Genomic DNA, 15,536 nt, shown 5'->3' with positions numbered 1-15,536 from the left:
ATATGGTTAACAAAGTATGATTCCGCTAAGCAAGCTCTTATTGCGAAATCGAAGCTTTTTCAGTCAACCCTTTGAAGTTGCGCTCGAAATCATCTGATTTCGAATTCCCAATTTTGTTAAGGTTTGGCGATTTTTAGCTCATATGAGCCTCGACCACCGCGCCCTTGCGCTTTGAGAACGCCTTATAGTTACGCGTCTGGGTAAACGGTGGGTTAACGCGAAAGTATTTGGCAATGCAGATGAATAAAGCCTTACCGTCCGATGCCTTAAAGCGTTGAAAAGTAACGTTTTGCAATTGAACACGAACTGGACACAATTTTAACAATTGGCCTCTAGTTTGGAAAAACCGACTGCGTATCTGGTCGGTGCAGCCCTCCGTTTGTGTTTCTCGGGTCGGGCTGGTGCGTAACACGCCGTTCGCCGGAGTATTGAGTATGAAATCGCGTGATAGTGTCCTTCGCCTGAAACGTTTTCAGGTCCAGGAAAAAGCCCGCCAGGTAAAACAGATCGAGACCATGGTCTCGCAGTTCGAAGGCATGGCCAACGACCTCGATGCGCAGATTGCGTATGAGGAAAAGAAATCCGGCATCACCGATACCGAGCATTTCGCCTATTCCACATTTGCCAAGGCTGCACGCTCACGTCGCGAGAACCTGCAGACTTCTATTGGTGACCTCAACGACCAACACGGTGCCGCCAAGGCAGCGCTTGTAGAGGTCGAAGAAGAGCTTGCGAAGGCAGAAGCGCTGGAACAGCGCGATGGCAAAGTAGCCGAGCCCGAAGGCCCAAGCGCCTACGAACAAGCCGGCATGATCGGTTAACACCGAAAACTGTTTGCTCCGGAAGGGCGGCTAGCATTCCAGCTAGCGGCCCATTCGGCGTTTTCAGCTCCTGCTGAACGCGGCTATCAACGCGGCGTAACTGTCGTCCGGTTGTTTGTCGTAGAGCAAACCATCCAGTTTGACCCATGGTTGTGCTGAAGATGTCCAGATGTGGCCAACGGGCTTGAGCCAGCTTTTATCGTCCAGAGTTCCCGCTTTGATGCTGGAGCCGCTATCAGCGCCGCGCCCGCGATGGATCACGCGCGTTCCGCAATCAGGGCAGAATACGCCTTCCACTGCCAGCGGATTTTCAGCGTCACGATGATAGGAAGCGGTGCGGCCCTCAAGCTGGACGCCATCGGCTGGCACTCGCAAAGACATGCCGAATGCGGACGATGATTGCCCCTGACATTCGGTGCAATGGCAACAGTAAAGCGTGAGCGGTTGAACCGTCACGCGATAACGCAATTGGCCGCATTGGCAGCCGCCTGTTAGCGGCAGATTCAATTCAGTCGAACTCATATATGCCAACCTGAAAACGAGATTCTTCCCGCTTCAAGTTGCCATGGATAGTGTGAGAGTGACAGGGCGATGTCGTAACGCCCTGTCTGATTGATAAGGCTAGTTAGCAGGTATTAATTCGCCTGCGTGCCATCAGCAGGCTGATCAGGCGCTGGCTCGACATCCGTTGAATTCGTAATTGTCTGATCCGTTGTCACCGGCGGTGCGCTGGGATCTGCCGAATTCTGCGTCGTGTCTGAATCGTTGCAAGCCGTCAGTGTGAGGGCTGCTGCAATGAGCGCCGCGCTGGCTGTGATGCGTTGAAACATGATGTTCTCCGTTCCGTTGCTGCCCAGGCCACAAGAGAAATATGGGTCAGCCGCAAGGCGGAAATAGGGGACGGTACATCACACATTGTGTGTTGTGTTTATATCGGCGGGTTAGCCCACCTTCTAAGCAGCGCGCACGACATCCATGAACATCTCGCCGAATTGGTCGAGTTTGCTTTTGCCAACGCCCTTCACCTGCGAAAATTCCTCGGCATCAGTGGGGCGGCGCTGTGCCATATCGGTGAGGGTCTTGTCGGGGAAGATGACGTAAGCGGGCACACCGCGTTCTTTCGCCAGTTCCAAACGTTTCTTTTTCAAAGACGTGAGAAGCTCACGATCACGCTCGGACAGGTTGATGGCCGGTTGCGCGTTGCCCCAGCTTCCGCTGTTGGATGATTTCGCCTTGCTGCCTTTGCCACCGGTGCCAGCGAGCGGGTCCATGCGAATGCGGAATTCGCCCTGCCCTCGCGACAAGGCGTTGCCCTGCTTGGTGATGAGCAGGCTCGAATAGCCCGCTACATCGACTTCCAGAAGTTGAGCCGCACACATTTGGCGGATGATCGACTGCCACATTGGTTTGGAATGGCGCTCGCCGGTGCCGTGGCATTCCAGTCGGTCATGGCGCACTTTGACAACCTTTTCGGTCTCCGCACCGCATAACACGTCGATGATATGGGCCTGCCCGTAACGCTCGCCCGTCTCGATAATCGCGCCGAACACCAGTTCTGCCTCGGTGGTGGCGTCCTTCAACTCGACCGGATTTTTGCAATTGTCGCAATTGCCGCAAGGTTGCGATTCATCGCCGAAATAGGCCAGCAACGTCTGTCGGCGGCAGCTTTGCGCCTCCGCATAGGTAATGAGCGCGTTGAGGCGGGAGACCTCGCGGCGCTTGTGGTCGTCGTCAGCCCCGTCGGCCTGTTCGATGAACTGGCGGCGCAAACGAATATCACCAGCGCCGAAAATCATCATGGAATCCGCTGGATCACCATCGCGGCCTGCGCGGCCGATCTCCTGATAATAGGCTTCCACGCTGCCCGGCAGATCGGTGTGGAAGACGAAGCGCACATCCGGTTTGTCGATGCCCATGCCAAAAGCGATTGTAGCGGCGACCACCAGATCATCTTCAGTGACAAAACGGTTTTGCCGTTCGGCGCGCTCCTCGCGCTCAAGCCCTGCATGATAGGCCGTGGCGTTGATGCCCGCTTCGCGCATGGCTTCGGCGGCTTCCTCGGTTTTCTTGCGCGATAGGCAATAGACAATACCGCTCTCGCCCTTGCGGCTGCCCACATAGTCCAGCAGCTGGTTTTTCCAGCCGCCTTTGGGCGCGACGTTGAGCGTGATGTTGGGGCGGTCGAACGACGACACGAATGTGCGGTGGTTGCCGTCGAACAATTGCAGTTCGATGTCGCGGCGTGTCGCTTCATCTGCGGTGGCCGTCATGGCCGCAATCGGCACGGTGGGAAAGCGTTTCGACAGTTCGCCAAGGCTTGCATATTCGGGCCGGAAGCTTGGCCCCCACTGGCTCATACAATGGGCTTCGTCGATGGCGAACAGGCTGATCGGCAGGTTGGCTATTGCGCCCAACATGCGCTCCGTCATCAACCGCTCCGGCGCCATATAGAGAATGCGCGTTTCGCCGCCGGTAACGCGATACCAAGCATCGACATTGTCCTGCCGGTCCTGATTGGAGTGGATCGCGTCTGCCGCTACACCCGCCAGCCGAAGCGCAGAAACCTGATCCTGCATCAACGCCACCAGCGGCGACACCACAATGCACAACCCGTCCATCGCCAAGGCGGGCACTTGAAAGCAAAGCGACTTGCCTGCGCCCGTGGGCATGACGGCCAGCACCGATGTGCCGTCCAGCAACGTGTCGATAATCTCTTCCTGCCCGGGGCGAAATTTATCGTAGCCGAACACGTCCTTCAGCACCGTGTGCTTGTCGGCAACGTTTGCCCGAACGGGAGGAGCTGTAGCTAGGGCGGCGTCGGACATGAAGTTGGTCGGCTCGGGGAACGTGCGAATCGGTTGGCCCAACCTAACGGCGCAACCGCGCTTTCGGCACCCCGCCCTACCCGAAGTTCGACACTTATTGCCAAGCTGTGCAAAGCTGTCGCAGGAGGCTTCCCATGCCGAACACCATTATTCCGCCCGATGTTGCTGCCGCTTACGGCAGTTTCGCGCCCGAGTTGCGCAAGAGCGCCGACGCATTTCGCAACGAAGTTATCGAGACGATCAAGGCACACCCTGAAATCGGAGAGCTGGAAGAAACGCTGAAATGGGGCGTGCCATCCTACCTGTCCAAGCGCGCCAATATCGGCAGCACGATAAGAATCGCTCCAGTGAAAAATACCAACGAGATCGGCATGTTCTTCATCTGCACGTCGGGGCTGATGGATGAATTCCGCGAAATCTATCCCGACACGTTCACATATCACGGCACCAGAACGCTAACGCTGAAACGTGATCTTGCCGAATGTCGCGACGAGCTTCGCCATATCATCGCACTGGCGCTGACCTCGAAACTTCGCAAACGCAAATAGAGCGGCACGATGCTGCGTCCGGCTGGACGAGACGGACGGTTTTTCCTAAAAGCGCAGCAGTTTCGACCACATAATCGGGCGCATCATGGCCGGCCATTCCAAATTCAAGAACATTATGCACCGTAAGGGCCGGCAGGACGCCGTGCGTTCCAAGCAGTTTGCCAAATTGTCGAAGGAGATCACGGTCGCCTCGAAATTGGGCGGACCGGACGCTGACGGCAACCCGCGTCTGCGCCTCGCCATCGCGAACGCCAAGGGCCTGTCGATGCCCAAGGACAACATCAAACGCGCCGTCGACAAGGGCGCCGGCGGCGACATGGAAGAGATGTTCGAGATCCGTTACGAGGGCTATGGCCCCGGCGGCGTCGCTGTCATCGTGGAAGCGTTGACCGACAACAAGAACCGTTCCGCCAGCAACATCCGCGCAGCCTTCACCAAGAATGGTGGGCAGATGGGCGAGACCGGCTCGGTCGGTTTCATGTTCGACCGCGTGGGCGAGATCAAATATCCAGCAGCTGCCGGCGACGAAGACACGGTAATGGAAGCCGCCATCGAAGCCGGAGCCGAAGACGCATCTTCCGATCTGGAAGAGGATGACTTCAACGAAGCCGGGGGCCACACCATCATCACCGGTTTCGAAGACCTCGGCGCAGTTGCTGCCGAGTTGGAAAGCGCGCTGGGCGAACCGGCCAGCGTCAACATCATCTGGAAACCGCAGAACACGGTACCGGTGGATGAAGACAAAGGCGGCACGCTGATGAAACTCATCGACACGCTGGAAGACGATGACGACGTGCAGAACGTCTATTCGAATTTCGAGATGGATGATGAAACGATGGCGAAGCTGCAGGGGTAGAAGCTCCAGCGGTAGTCGTCAGCTAGGCTGCGGTTTAAAGCGAGACTTTGCCCACATGGCTAAACGCATGAACATTGTGAGCACGGGCACGACGATCACGCTGAAGAAAAATATATAAAGCAAAACACCGTGAAGCACGTCGTCGAGGCGCGACGCACCCAAACCGAAAACCAGAAACAGAAGCCCCAACCAGACCATCCAAGCGTATAAAATCGCTCGCCACTGACCACCAGCAACCAACAGGGCCAACACGGACGGGATGCCCAGTATTGCTAAAAGGAATACCGTTCCTTCCACCATCGGTTGCTCCTAAGTACGTGTTTGGACGAATACGCCGCTGCAATAACGGCCAGCTTCGGATACCGGTGTAAAATCACGGTTAAAGTCCCGCTTGGTATTTTCGCCGGTGTTGAACTTACCCCTCACTCATACCTAACCGGCTCACTCATCTTCGAATCATCGTGCCAATCCCAATAGGTCTGTTGCATACGCTTAGTCGCTTCGCCGATCACGCCGTTTGAAAACACGCGCTCGCCCACCTGCGTGATCGCAACGATACCGCCGCTGGTGGTGGTGGCGAAGAGTTCGTCGGCTTCAAGATATTCGGCGAGTGGAATATCGGTCTCCTCGACTTGCATTCCATGAGATACCGCGATCTCCATCGCGACCTTGCGCGTGATGCCGCCTAGAACGCCTTTGCAAGGGGTTCGGACCGCGCCGTCCTTCACCATGAAAACGTTGAAGCCAGGGCCTTCCGTCACCAACCCGTCAACGTCCAGCAACAGCGTGTTGTCGAAACCGGTTTCCTTTGCCGTAATCAGACCCTGGGTGAAGTCTCCCCAGTGGTAGTTCTTCGCCGTGGGGTCGACGCTGTCGCTGGCGATGCGGTGCACATCGTCCGGCACATAAAGGCGCACGCCACGGGCCATAACGTCCTGCGGGAACACCCAGACGAATGGCACGCACCATGCGTAGAAATGGTTTTCGCAATCGCGCGGATCGCGGCTGCCAGCGGTGCGGGGCTGGCCGCGTGAGGCGACGACCGACACGTAGCTTTCGCGAAAGCCGGAACGGGCGACAATCGCGTGAAGAACGTCCTTCATGTCATCGCGCGATTGCGGCACCGACAAACGACATTTCCGCAGGCTTTCCTCGAAACGCTCCAGATAGTCGTCGATGCGGAAGAACTTGCCGTCCCACACATGCACCACGTCATAGGTGATGTCGGAATGGGTGAGCCCCCAATCGGTAACAGGAATGGCCGCCTGTCCGATGGGCATGATCTCGCCGCGCATCCACGCGACACCAGCGCTCCAGTCAGTCTTCCCCATTGCATCGTTCCCGCTCACTTCGTTTAAATGAGGCTACCGATGAAGCAGCAGGATTCGCAAGCAACATGAACCACACCGTTCGCATTTTGGGCATCGACCCGGGCCTGCGCTTCACCGGCTGGGGCGTGGTGGAAAGCGAAGGCTCGCGGCTGCGGTTCATCGCGGCTGGTACGGTGAAGAGCAACGCGAAGGCTGACCTCGCCACGCGATTGCGCGAGTTGCACGACGGTTTGCAGGACGTTTTGCGGGCGCAATCACCCGACGAAGCAGCAGTGGAAAACACCTTCGTCAACAAGGACGCCACCGCCACGCTGAAGCTCGGTCAGGCCCGCGGCATCGCCATGGTGGTGCCGGCGCTTGCGGGTTTGCCCGTGGCCGAATACGCGCCCAACGCCGTGAAGAAAGCCGTCATCGGCGTCGGCCATGGTGACAAGAAGCAGATCGCGCTCATGGTCGGCATGTTGCTGCCCAAAGCCGTGTGGGATACCGAAGACGCCGCAGACGGATTGGCCATCGCCATATGCCACGCCCACCATCGCGGTGGAGGAGCAGCGCGCATTGCTGCCGCAAGCTAAAGCGTTTCAATCTTCGTGGTGATGGAATAGGGAGCCATTTCCGCTTCGATCTCATCAAGTTCGAGAATGTCTGCACCCAGATGGGCGCCAGTAGCGACGTTACCAATCAGCAGCTTCCGCAACGCAGCAGCCGTTGCCATAACCGGCACATAGGGACCATCGTCGTGTTCGGCCAACAGTGACCACTGGCGGCGAAGTTGGTTTCCATCGCCATCGTGCCCTTCAACAACCACCACCATGCCACCGCTTTTGCCGGTGGTCACGCGGGTAAGTTTGCGGGCGCGAATGAACCATGGCGCAAGGGGCGCAGGATCGAACAACAGGCCGCGACTGCGCAGTCTCGCCATGGTTTCGATGCCGAGTTGTTCGATGGCCGATTCAAGACCGGCACCAAAGCTGACCCGTCCTGTCACGCTGTGCCGCTTACCCAAGCGCTCCGCATCGAAAGTTTCGGTTGCTGCAACGCGACGCTCGCCCAAGCCGGGCATAGGCATCGTCCATCGGTCGACCCATCCGGTCGCTTCGCCCAAACGTCCATCTTTCCAAACGGCCACAGGCTTGCCGACATAAGACATGATGGCTTCGATGACAGCTTGCCCGACCTCACTGCGACCGGCCGGGCTGATTGCAATGTCGATGTTGTCCACGCTTTGCCAACCGGCAACCAATTCATCCACCACGCAGCCGGAAAGGCTTGGCGTGGAACTCGCGCCTGCGATCACAGTAACACCATTGGCCTTGGCCTGATCGTTCAACGCAGTGGGAAAGCCAGCGAGGTAATCGCGGGCATCGGCAAGGTCGATGAAATGCGCACCGCTTTCGATAACGGCCTGCGCGGCGTGATACCCAGCCCCCTGAAACGGGCCGGAACAATCGATCACGGCGAAAGGCTGCAAGTGATGCAGACTTTGTTTCAAAGCCTTCGTTACGTCCAATGGGACCGGCAACAATTCTGCCACCGCACCTTCGCTCGTCAGCGTTGCGACCAATGCCTTAGCCTTCGCTGCACTGCGAGAGGCTAATACAAGTTGCAGGCCAGCCGTTTTAGAAAGATGCAGGGAAAGCCGCGTTCCGAATATTCCGGTCGCGCCAATGATGAGGATCGTTCGTGGGGCGTCAGCCATGGACAGGCTCCTTCTGCTCTTCGAACACACCAACCTGTTCCAGCAGCGTACCGAGCCACGGGTGGTGTAATTTCAGGCCGAACTCGAAACGGCCTTCGTCGGTATCGCACAAATCGCGATGGCTCACGCGTAGATCGCCCGGCATCAAAAAACGCGGCAGCCGCAGGCGGCGTTTGCCGAAGCGCAAATAGTAACCGGCGCTTTCAAACAGCAGCACGGCGTTTTCCACCCGCACGTTCAGCGCCATCGCGACACCGCAGCCGACATATTCTTCCAAGCCAGTTGGCCCGCTAAAGCGTTTGGCCGAATGAATGACTTGGGGAAATCGCTTGTTGTTGGCATAGACCCGCGTCCAAACCTGCCCGCCATTGGCGACATCCTCAGTAACCGCCACGACGCTTGGCACATTTACATCTTCATTGATGGGCAGTGGTGCACCGATGATGCGCAGGCCGTGTGCGAGCCAGCGGCCTGCACGGCTGAGGTGCATTTTCGTCAACCGGCCAACATAAACAACGGCCCGCCCATCACTCACCCGCTTGGCAAAACGCCTGCGGGTGCCGGTGGGCAATGCGTCCCATTCATCCTTTGCAAGCAATGCCCTGAACCGAAGATCGATCAACGAATTGTCGTTACGAGCTATGTGGTGCGGGGCCGCGTCAGGATGAATGCGGGCTGCAGGTTTCATGATCTCTCTCCCTTGAAATTTTAGTCTTTGGCAGCAGGCAAGAGGTTTGAAATCTTTGCCCCCATTTTCAGCAACGCCTTTCGCTTGGGTGTCGAAAGGCCCAGCATCTGTGCGTAGAAGCGGTCTGCGGTACGAGTGAAATCGAGCATCGCCTTCAAGCGGTCGCGTTGGATTTTGGACACGTCACCGTCGCCTGCAGCGTGGGCCACACTGTCTTCCAGTGCGGTGATGGCCGGATCGAGTTCACGCAGTTTTCGCCCTTCCGCGATTTTTGCAGCAATTTCCCAAACATCGGTTTCAGCTGCAAAATGCTCCCGCCGGTCGCCCCTAACCGGCACGCGGTGGACGAGTTTCCACGCCAGCAACTCCTTCAGCGAATTCGACACGTTGGACCGCGCCATGCCCAATGCCTCCGTCACGTCTTCAGCGGTCACAGGTTCTTCGGCCAAATAGAGATAGGCATGGATTTGTGCGACCGAGCGGTTCACACCCCAACGTGCGCCCATATCTCCCCATTGGAGAATGAAGGTATCGATGGCGACCGGCAATTCATTCATAATCGTAATGCCTGTTATTTCTGTCTAAAAAGAAATTAGAGATATTTGAAAAATATGCAAGCTCATCATTTGCCGAACGGGACTCTAGCGGGTCGCATCCACTGCTATGGTTAAATGAACACACACCTCCAGCTACCCACTCCCTTCCGTTCGCTACAGCCATAAGATAGTTGAGAACAAACAGGACACACCGGATTCACATTCTATGATCGGCAAACTCAAAGGCACCGTGGATTCATTCGGCGAAGATTGGGTGATCCTCGATGTGCAGGGGGTTGGCTATCAGGTGCATTGCTCGACGCGGACCATGGGCACTCTGCCCGCCGCAGGAGAAGCTGCGCAGTTGGCGATCGAGACTCATGTGCGCGAAACGGAAATTAAACTTTATGGCTTCACCGCCGATCTCGAGCGCAACTGGTTCCGTCTGTTGCAAAACGTGCAGGGCGTGGGCGCGCGGGTGGCACTGGCCATCCTTGGCACTTTGACGCCGGGCGAAATCGCGTCGGCCATCGCATTGCAAGACAAAGCGACCGTCGCTCGCGCCCCAGGCGTCGGCCCCAAGGTAGCGCAGCGCATCGTGGCAGAATTGAAAGACAAGGCCCCTGCCCTTTCCGGCGATGCCACCGGCACAATCGGTCTGCAACAGGAACTCGGCGCGGGTGCCGCCAGTAGCGCAGTGCAGGACGCTGTCTCCGCCCTCACCAACCTTGGCTACAGCAGCCAGCAGGCGAGTGCCGCCGTGAAATTGGCGCTCGATAAAGCGGGCGATGATGCACCAAGCGCGACGTTGATCCGGATGGGTCTGAAGGAATTGAGTTCGTGAGCGACGAGAACGAAGACCGCATCATCGACGGCGAGCGGAAGACAGAAGATCATGACGCTTCGATCCGTCCCGACCGCCTGTCGGACTTTACCGGGCAAGAACAGGCGCGGGCTAACCTTTCGGTGTTCATCGAAGCCGCCAAGCAGCGCGGTGAGGCGCTGGACCACGTGCTGTTCGTCGGCCCGCCTGGATTGGGCAAAACGACGCTGGCGCAGATCATGGCAAAGGAGTTGGGCGTCAACTTCCGCTCCACCTCTGGCCCTGTCATTGCCAAGGCGGGCGATCTGGCAGCACTGCTGACCAACCTTGAAGATCGCGATGTGCTGTTCATTGATGAAATCCACCGGCTGAACCCTGCCGTTGAAGAGATCCTCTATCCCGCGATGGAAGACTATCAGCTCGACCTTATCATCGGGGAAGGCCCGGCTGCGCGTTCGGTAAAGATCGATCTTGCCAAGTTCACGCTGGTGGCAGCCACAACTCGGCTTGGCCTGCTGACCACACCGCTGCGGGATCGTTTCGGCATTCCCATCCGCCTGCAATTCTACACCGTGCCGGAACTCGAACTCATCGTGAGACGCGGCGCACGAATTTTTGGGATTGGCATCGAAGATGCAGGCGCGCTGGAAATTGCAAAACGGGCGCGCGGCACGCCTCGTATCGCAGGCCGTTTGCTGCGCCGCGTTCGTGATTTCGCCATTGTGGCAGGTGGCGACAAGATCACCCGCACCATCGCCGACAACGCGCTGAACCAACTCGGCGTCGACCCGTCCGGATTGGATGAACTCGACCGGCGCTATCTCGACGTGATCGGCATGAATTTCGGCGGCGGGCCGGTGGGTATCGAAACCATCGCCGCTTCTCTCTCGGAACCGCGCGACGCCATCGAAGACATCATCGAGCCCTACCTCATCCAACAGGGCTTCATCCAGCGCACGCCAAGAGGCCGCATGATGACACCCCGCGCCTTCGACCACATGGGCCTCGCCGTACCAGGCGGGTTGGAAAGCCGTCAGGCCACGCTGTTCGAAGAAGGCGATGACGCATGACAGCACCCGATACCGGTAAAGTTTACGAAAACCACCACACCCGCACCGAACGGGTGTATTTCGAGCACACGGATTTTTCCGGCGTGGTTTATCACGGGCGGTATCTAGATTTTTTGGAGCATGGCCGCTCGGACTATGTGCGGATGCTGGGCGTGCATCACAGTGAGATGGATGCGGGACGGTTCGGTGAGCCACTGGCGTTTGCGGTTCACCGGATGGAAATCGACTACAAAGGCGCAGCGCGCATCGACGATGTGCTGACGGTCACCACCCATCGCGGTGTGTTGAAGGGGCTGCGGTTGACCTTCAAGCAGTCGATCACCTGCAAGGACGACGTTCTCATCGCTGCGGTCGTGACCGTTGTTCTCATCAACCGTGAGGGTAAGCCGCGGCGTTACCCTGCCGAGCTGCAGGAACTGCTGGGCATCCAAAGCAGCTAACGGCAAGGAATCGTTAACCATAACGGGCGATGGTGCGGAGTCGGCCTGCGATTGAGCGGGTCAGCCTGCAACGGGGATCGGTGACGGTCATGTTTCCACCCTATTTAACGCCATACCGGAAAGACGACACGCCCCGCCTGCAATGGCACCGGTCACGCCCAAACGTTTCGGATAAGACTTCATGAGCGCCATTTCCCCGCGCCTGACGGCCCTCGCCGCAGTGCTTCTCACCATTCTTGCAGCCGCATCTTTCGCGCCAGCCTTTGCGCAGGAGGTTACCCGCGAAGGGCTTGCCGCGCCCACGGTGGACACGTCCCTGATCGGGCTGTTCCTCGAAGCGGGCCTGGTGGTGAAAATCGTCATGATCGGGCTGATCGTTGCATCCATCTGGTGCTGGGCGATCATCGTGGACAAGATGTTGTTGTTCGGACGGGTGAAACGCCAGATCGATCAATTCGAGCAGGTGTTCTGGTCAGGTCAGTCGTTGGAACAACTTTATCAAACACTTTCCATGCAGCAGCAGACGGGGATGGCCGCACTTTTCGTGGCCGCCATGGGCGAATGGAAACGCTCATTCGAGCGCAACGCGCGCTCTCCAATCGGATTGCAAACACGCATCGACAAACAACTTGATGTCGCCATGTCGAAGGAAATGGAGACGCTGGAGAAGCGACTTCTGTTCCTTGCAACACTGGGTTCAGCCGCACCATTCGTGGGTCTGTTTGGCACTGTGGTGGGCATCATGACATCGTTTCAGGCGATTGCAGGATCGAAATCTACCAATCTCGCCGTCGTCGCACCGGGCATCGCGGAAGCGCTGCTGGCCACCGCACTCGGCCTGCTGGCCGCCATTCCTGCCGTTATCGCCTACAACAAGCTTTCGGCTGATGCGGGCAAGATAGGCAACCGCATGGAAGGCTTCGCCGACGAATTCTCCGCCATATTATCGCGACAGGTTGATGAGAAGTCTGCGGCTTAAGGAGTCTGTTTAATGGGCATGTCCGTAGGAAATAGTGGAGTGTCGGGCGGTCGTCGCAGACGCTCGCGTCGCCACGCGCCGATGAGCGAGATCAACGTCACGCCCTTCGTGGACGTGATGCTGGTGCTGCTCATCATCTTTATGGTGGCGGCGCCGTTGTTGACGGTGGGTGTGCCCATCGATCTGCCGGAAAGTCAGGCCAAACAGCTGAACTCCGAAACCCAGCCGATCACGATTTCTGTCCGTGAAGACGGCAAGGTGTTTTTGCAGGAAACCGAAATCGACCCCGCCGAAATTGTGCCAAAGCTGACGGCTATCGCCAAGAACGGTTATGAAGAGCGTCTTTATGTACGCGGCGACAGGGCCACGGATTACGGCACTGTCATGCGCATTATGGGTGCGCTGAATGCTGCCGGATACAAGAAAATCGGCCTCGTGACCCTGCAGGAGCAGTCCAACTGATATGAAAACCGGTGTCGTCCTATCCTCGGTAGCGCATGCGGCCATTTTGGGTTTCGCCATGGTTTCCATCGGCGCGCCAAAACCGCTGCCTGCGCTTGAGGTTGAAGCGCTGCCCATCGAGCTTGTTTCCATCTCGGAGTTCACGCGCAATGTGAAGGGCGACCGCAAGGCAACGAACGAGAATCCGCCTGCTCCAAAGGAAACGCAGCGTCAGGTAAGCCTGCCCGCTGCGCGCACCGTAGGCGATGCGGCCAAGGACACCGAAGTTCAGGCAGAAAAAGAAGCGCCTGCGCCGCCGGTAGAAAAAACTGAAGCACCCACGCCGACGCCAAAACCGGAGCCGGTAAAAGAGCCCGAGCCGCCTAAGGCGAAACCCGAACCCAAGCCGCCGGAACCCGCCCCACCGGAGCCTAAGGCCGCCGAGGCTGAACCGGAGCCGCCTAAGCCGGAACCGAAAACAGACATCGCAATGTTGCTGAAAGAGAACCAGCCGGTCGCAGAACCGACCGAAACGCAGGCCGACCCTGACGTGCTGAAATTGCCTGATCAGGTAGCAGCGCCGAAAGCGCGTCCAACGCGGCCAGCACCTGAAGCCGCACCTGCCAAGGAAACTGATGCAACTAAAAAGGCGACGGTGAACAAGGCTGAGACATCAGGCGGTGGTGCAAAGGCATCGACCAAAGAAAAAGCGGGCTTGGGCACCAAAAAAGGTGCGACATCCGGGAAACTCTCGCAGAGCACCATTGATGCCGTGCGCGGTCGCTTGAGCGGTTGCTGGAATGTTGCAGCTCTTTCCGGACACCCTGATGCTGCTAAGATGCGTGCTACCGTGGACTTCAAGCTGAACCGTGACGGGACTATTGATGGTCGGGTTCGACCCAAGACCTCCGGCACGGATGGTCCGACACGCGCCATTCTCGCCGTCGCTGTTCGTTCTGCAATTGAGTCCTGCGCGCCCTACAATCTGCCCGCCGATAAATATGACACTTGGAAAGAGTTCACCGTGAATTTCTCCCTTGCCGACATGTTGTAGCCGCAAGCTGCTGCCAAGCACCTGAACCGAAATTCCAGCGCCTTCCGCGCTCCAGCCTGAACCGCGAATTCAAAAATGATGATTTCTGCCATGCCCCGCACCTCACTCACCCGCTTGACCGCAGCATTGATCTCGGCGTTCGCAATGATCGTCATGGCGACCTTCACAGCGCAGGCGCGTGTGGAGATTGATGTCACGCGCGGTAATGTCGAACCGCTGCCCATTGCCATCACATCTTTTCTTGGAGAAGGCGGGTTGGGCGCTGAAATCGCGGGAGTAGTAACCTCTGACCTTAAGCGGTCGGGCCTGTTTGCTCCGATAGATCCGGCAGCGTTCATTGAGAACATAAGCGACACCAACGCACAGCCGAACTTTCAGAGCTGGACCGCCATCAAGGCGCAAGCGCTCGTGACCGGTCGTGTAGTCTCCGAAGGTGGCGGACGTTTTCGCACAGAATTTCGCCTGTGGGACACCTATGGCGGCGAGCAGTTGGTGGGGTCGCAATATTCCACTAACCCGCAAAACGCGCGCCGTGTTGGCCACATCATTGCCGATGCCATCTACAAAGCGCTTACCGGTGAGAAGGGCTATTTCGATACCCGTGTCGTTTACGTTGCCGAGAGTGGGCCGAAGAACAAACGTGTGAAGCAACTCGCGATCATGGATCAGGATGGTTTCAACAACCGCATGCTGACCAACGGTTCCGACCTTGTTTTGACGCCGCGCTTTTCGCCATCGCGTCAGGAAATCACCTACATGTCTTTCGCTGGTGGCGAGCCACGGGTTTATCTTTTACAGATTGAAACCGGCCAGCGCGAAGTGGTGGGGAACTTCCCCTCCATGACGTTTTCACCGCGCTTTTCGCCGGACGGTCAACGCATCGTCATGAGCCTGCAGCAGGATGGTAATGCCAATATCTATTCGATGGACTTGCGCTCGCGCAGCACCACACGGCTGACCAACACACCGGCCATCGACACATCACCATCCTTCTCGCCAGACGGTCGTCGTATCGTGTTTGAAAGTGACCGTGGTGGCCGCCAGCAGCTTTACGTCATGGGTGCTGATGGATCGTCGCCAACGCGTATTTCGTTTGGCACGGGCAGTTATTCGACGCCGGTCTGGTCGCCGCGCGGAGATTTGATCGCGTTTACCAAACGGTCTGGCGGTAACTTCCTTATCGGGGTCATGCGTCCGGACGGTAAGGGTGAGCGCATCTTGACCGAAGGCTATCACAATGAAGGCCCCACATGGGCCCCCAACGGTCGCCTGCTGATGTTCTTCCGCGAAACACCCGGCGCGGGTGGTGGACCGAAGCTTTACAGCATCGATCTAACCGGACGAAACGAGCAGCAGGTGCCTACCAAGACATTCGCCAGCGACCCTGCGTGGAGCCCGCTTCTCGACTAGAGTTGCACCGCGCGC

General features: G+C 57.7%; 19 protein-coding genes. 11 read left to right on the top strand and 8 right to left on the bottom strand.

What is annotated here, in order from left to right; all coding sequences use genetic code 11:
- The first annotated feature begins 434 nt into the window (after positions 1 to 434).
- Positions 435 to 821 carry a flagellar export protein FliJ gene (locus R2A130_RS10275; RefSeq protein ID WP_009757980.1) on the top strand — a complete coding sequence of 129 codons (387 nt, stop codon included), beginning with the start codon at positions 435 to 437 and terminating at the stop codon, positions 819 to 821.
- 63 nt (positions 822 to 884) lie between these two features.
- Here the strand turns inward: R2A130_RS10275 and R2A130_RS10270 are convergent, their stop codons facing one another.
- From R2A130_RS10270 to recQ, 3 genes are all read right to left on the bottom strand, one after another.
- Positions 885 to 1,343, bottom strand: coding sequence for a GFA family protein (locus R2A130_RS10270; protein ID WP_040305615.1), 459 nt, complete (start codon positions 1,341 to 1,343; stop codon positions 885 to 887).
- 113 nt (positions 1,344 to 1,456) lie between these two features.
- A complete protein-coding gene (locus R2A130_RS10265; protein ID WP_009757978.1) occupies positions 1,457 to 1,651 on the bottom strand; it encodes a hypothetical protein in 195 nt (64 codons plus the stop codon).
- Between the two features lie 123 nt (positions 1,652 to 1,774).
- Positions 1,775 to 3,646 carry a DNA helicase RecQ gene (recQ, locus tag R2A130_RS10260; RefSeq protein ID WP_040305760.1) on the bottom strand — a complete coding sequence of 624 codons (1,872 nt, stop codon included), beginning with the start codon at positions 3,644 to 3,646 and terminating at the stop codon, positions 1,775 to 1,777.
- A gap of 134 nt (positions 3,647 to 3,780) precedes the next feature.
- On the opposite strand from recQ, the gene R2A130_RS10255 reads away from it, so the two are divergent.
- Both R2A130_RS10255 and R2A130_RS10250 read left to right on the top strand, forming a co-directional pair.
- A complete protein-coding gene (locus R2A130_RS10255; protein WP_009757976.1) occupies positions 3,781 to 4,194 on the top strand; it encodes a DUF1801 domain-containing protein in 414 nt (137 codons plus the stop codon).
- 85 nt (positions 4,195 to 4,279) lie between these two features.
- On the top strand, positions 4,280 to 5,050 hold the full coding sequence (locus R2A130_RS10250; protein ID WP_009757975.1) for a YebC/PmpR family DNA-binding transcriptional regulator: 771 nt from the start codon (positions 4,280 to 4,282) through the stop codon (positions 5,048 to 5,050).
- Between the two features lie 18 nt (positions 5,051 to 5,068).
- Here R2A130_RS10250 and R2A130_RS10245 read toward each other — a convergent pair whose 3' ends face one another.
- Positions 5,069 to 5,350: a hypothetical protein gene (locus R2A130_RS10245; protein WP_009757974.1), complete on the bottom strand. Its 282-nt coding sequence runs from the start codon at positions 5,348 to 5,350 to the stop codon at positions 5,069 to 5,071.
- Positions 5,351 to 5,472: 122 nt separating this feature from the next.
- On the bottom strand, positions 5,473 to 6,381 hold the full coding sequence (locus R2A130_RS10240) for a branched-chain amino acid--2-keto-4-methylthiobutyrate aminotransferase (RefSeq protein WP_009757973.1): 909 nt from the start codon (positions 6,379 to 6,381) through the stop codon (positions 5,473 to 5,475).
- 65 nt (positions 6,382 to 6,446) lie between these two features.
- Between R2A130_RS10240 and ruvC the strand changes: the two genes are divergently transcribed.
- Positions 6,447 to 6,956, top strand: coding sequence for a crossover junction endodeoxyribonuclease RuvC (gene ruvC / locus R2A130_RS10235; protein WP_009757972.1), 510 nt, complete (start codon positions 6,447 to 6,449; stop codon positions 6,954 to 6,956).
- Here ruvC and R2A130_RS10230 read toward each other — a convergent pair.
- From R2A130_RS10230 to R2A130_RS10220, 3 genes are read right to left on the bottom strand one after another with little or no spacing between them, the layout of a single operon-like run.
- Complete coding sequence (locus R2A130_RS10230; RefSeq protein ID WP_009757971.1) at positions 6,953 to 8,080, bottom strand: saccharopine dehydrogenase family protein; 1,128 nt, start codon at positions 8,078 to 8,080, stop codon at positions 6,953 to 6,955. The two genes, ruvC and R2A130_RS10230, sit on opposite strands and share 4 nt — an antisense overlap.
- Positions 8,073 to 8,768 carry a DUF4166 domain-containing protein gene (locus R2A130_RS10225; RefSeq protein ID WP_009757970.1) on the bottom strand — a complete coding sequence of 232 codons (696 nt, stop codon included), beginning with the start codon at positions 8,766 to 8,768 and terminating at the stop codon, positions 8,073 to 8,075. The genes R2A130_RS10230 and R2A130_RS10225 overlap by 8 nt, the downstream gene beginning before the upstream one ends.
- A 20-nt stretch (positions 8,769 to 8,788) precedes the next feature.
- Positions 8,789 to 9,325: a GbsR/MarR family transcriptional regulator gene (locus R2A130_RS10220; protein ID WP_009757969.1), complete on the bottom strand. Its 537-nt coding sequence runs from the start codon at positions 9,323 to 9,325 to the stop codon at positions 8,789 to 8,791.
- Between the two features lie 205 nt (positions 9,326 to 9,530).
- Here R2A130_RS10220 and ruvA point away from each other — a divergent pair, with 205 nt between their 5' ends.
- The 7 genes from ruvA (at position 9,531) to tolB (ending at position 15,521) form a co-directional block, all read left to right on the top strand.
- Entirely contained in the window at positions 9,531 to 10,148 is a 618-nt protein-coding gene (gene ruvA, locus R2A130_RS10215; protein WP_009757968.1) for a Holliday junction branch migration protein RuvA, read from the top strand.
- On the top strand, positions 10,145 to 11,197 hold the full coding sequence (ruvB, locus tag R2A130_RS10210) for a Holliday junction branch migration DNA helicase RuvB (RefSeq protein WP_009757967.1): 1,053 nt from the start codon (positions 10,145 to 10,147) through the stop codon (positions 11,195 to 11,197). The genes ruvA and ruvB overlap by 4 nt, the downstream gene beginning before the upstream one ends.
- Entirely contained in the window at positions 11,194 to 11,637 is a 444-nt protein-coding gene (locus tag R2A130_RS10205) for a YbgC/FadM family acyl-CoA thioesterase (protein WP_009757966.1), read from the top strand. The genes ruvB and R2A130_RS10205 overlap by 4 nt, the downstream gene beginning before the upstream one ends.
- Before the next feature lie 181 nt (positions 11,638 to 11,818).
- The gene (gene tolQ / locus R2A130_RS10200; protein WP_009757965.1) at positions 11,819 to 12,616 is read left to right on the top strand and encodes a protein TolQ; all 798 of its coding nucleotides are present in this window, start codon (positions 11,819 to 11,821) and stop codon (positions 12,614 to 12,616) included.
- 12 nt (positions 12,617 to 12,628) lie between these two features.
- The gene (tolR, locus tag R2A130_RS10195) at positions 12,629 to 13,078 is read left to right on the top strand and encodes a protein TolR (protein WP_040305613.1); all 450 of its coding nucleotides are present in this window, start codon (positions 12,629 to 12,631) and stop codon (positions 13,076 to 13,078) included.
- Position 13,079: 1 nt separating this feature from the next.
- Positions 13,080 to 14,111, top strand: coding sequence for a hypothetical protein (locus R2A130_RS10190; RefSeq protein WP_009757963.1), 1,032 nt, complete (start codon positions 13,080 to 13,082; stop codon positions 14,109 to 14,111).
- Positions 14,112 to 14,255: 144 nt separating this feature from the next.
- Positions 14,256 to 15,521 (top strand): Tol-Pal system beta propeller repeat protein TolB, encoded by a 1,266-nt coding sequence (gene tolB / locus R2A130_RS10185; RefSeq protein WP_050786138.1) that lies wholly within the window; start codon positions 14,256 to 14,258, stop codon positions 15,519 to 15,521.
- Positions 15,522 to 15,536: the final 15 nt, after the last annotated feature.

This window comes from Ahrensia sp. R2A130 (assembly GCF_000179775.1).
Lineage (GTDB): Bacteria > Pseudomonadota > Alphaproteobacteria > Rhizobiales > Rhizobiaceae > Pseudahrensia.
The sequence above is the reverse complement of the archived record's forward strand: the minus strand, read 5'-3'. Positions and strand labels throughout refer to the sequence as shown.

What these genes read in the sequence shown, in the direction of transcription:
- R2A130_RS10275 (WP_009757980.1), top strand. Translation starts at nt 435, where the DNA reads ATGAAATCGCGTGATAGTGTCCTTCGCCTGAAACGTTTTCAGGTCCAG.
- R2A130_RS10270 (WP_040305615.1), bottom strand. Translation starts at nt 1,343, where the DNA reads ATGAGTTCGACTGAATTGAATCTGCCGCTAACAGGCGGCTGCCAATGC.
- R2A130_RS10265 (WP_009757978.1), bottom strand. Translation starts at nt 1,651, where the DNA reads ATGTTTCAACGCATCACAGCCAGCGCGGCGCTCATTGCAGCAGCCCTC.
- recQ (WP_040305760.1), bottom strand. Translation starts at nt 3,646, where the DNA reads ATGTCCGACGCCGCCCTAGCTACAGCTCCTCCCGTTCGGGCAAACGTT.
- R2A130_RS10255 (WP_009757976.1), top strand. Translation starts at nt 3,781, where the DNA reads ATGCCGAACACCATTATTCCGCCCGATGTTGCTGCCGCTTACGGCAGT.
- R2A130_RS10250 (WP_009757975.1), top strand. Translation starts at nt 4,280, where the DNA reads ATGGCCGGCCATTCCAAATTCAAGAACATTATGCACCGTAAGGGCCGG.
- R2A130_RS10245 (WP_009757974.1), bottom strand. Translation starts at nt 5,350, where the DNA reads ATGGTGGAAGGAACGGTATTCCTTTTAGCAATACTGGGCATCCCGTCC.
- R2A130_RS10240 (WP_009757973.1), bottom strand. Translation starts at nt 6,381, where the DNA reads ATGGGGAAGACTGACTGGAGCGCTGGTGTCGCGTGGATGCGCGGCGAG.
- ruvC (WP_009757972.1), top strand. Translation starts at nt 6,447, where the DNA reads ATGAACCACACCGTTCGCATTTTGGGCATCGACCCGGGCCTGCGCTTC.
- R2A130_RS10230 (WP_009757971.1), bottom strand. Translation starts at nt 8,080, where the DNA reads ATGGCTGACGCCCCACGAACGATCCTCATCATTGGCGCGACCGGAATA.
- R2A130_RS10225 (WP_009757970.1), bottom strand. Translation starts at nt 8,768, where the DNA reads ATGAAACCTGCAGCCCGCATTCATCCTGACGCGGCCCCGCACCACATA.
- R2A130_RS10220 (WP_009757969.1), bottom strand. Translation starts at nt 9,325, where the DNA reads ATGAATGAATTGCCGGTCGCCATCGATACCTTCATTCTCCAATGGGGA.
- ruvA (WP_009757968.1), top strand. Translation starts at nt 9,531, where the DNA reads ATGATCGGCAAACTCAAAGGCACCGTGGATTCATTCGGCGAAGATTGG.
- R2A130_RS10205 (WP_009757966.1), top strand. Translation starts at nt 11,194, where the DNA reads ATGACAGCACCCGATACCGGTAAAGTTTACGAAAACCACCACACCCGC.
- tolQ (WP_009757965.1), top strand. Translation starts at nt 11,819, where the DNA reads ATGAGCGCCATTTCCCCGCGCCTGACGGCCCTCGCCGCAGTGCTTCTC.
- tolR (WP_040305613.1), top strand. Translation starts at nt 12,629, where the DNA reads ATGGGCATGTCCGTAGGAAATAGTGGAGTGTCGGGCGGTCGTCGCAGA.
- R2A130_RS10190 (WP_009757963.1), top strand. Translation starts at nt 13,080, where the DNA reads ATGAAAACCGGTGTCGTCCTATCCTCGGTAGCGCATGCGGCCATTTTG.
- tolB (WP_050786138.1), top strand. Translation starts at nt 14,256, where the DNA reads ATGATCGTCATGGCGACCTTCACAGCGCAGGCGCGTGTGGAGATTGAT.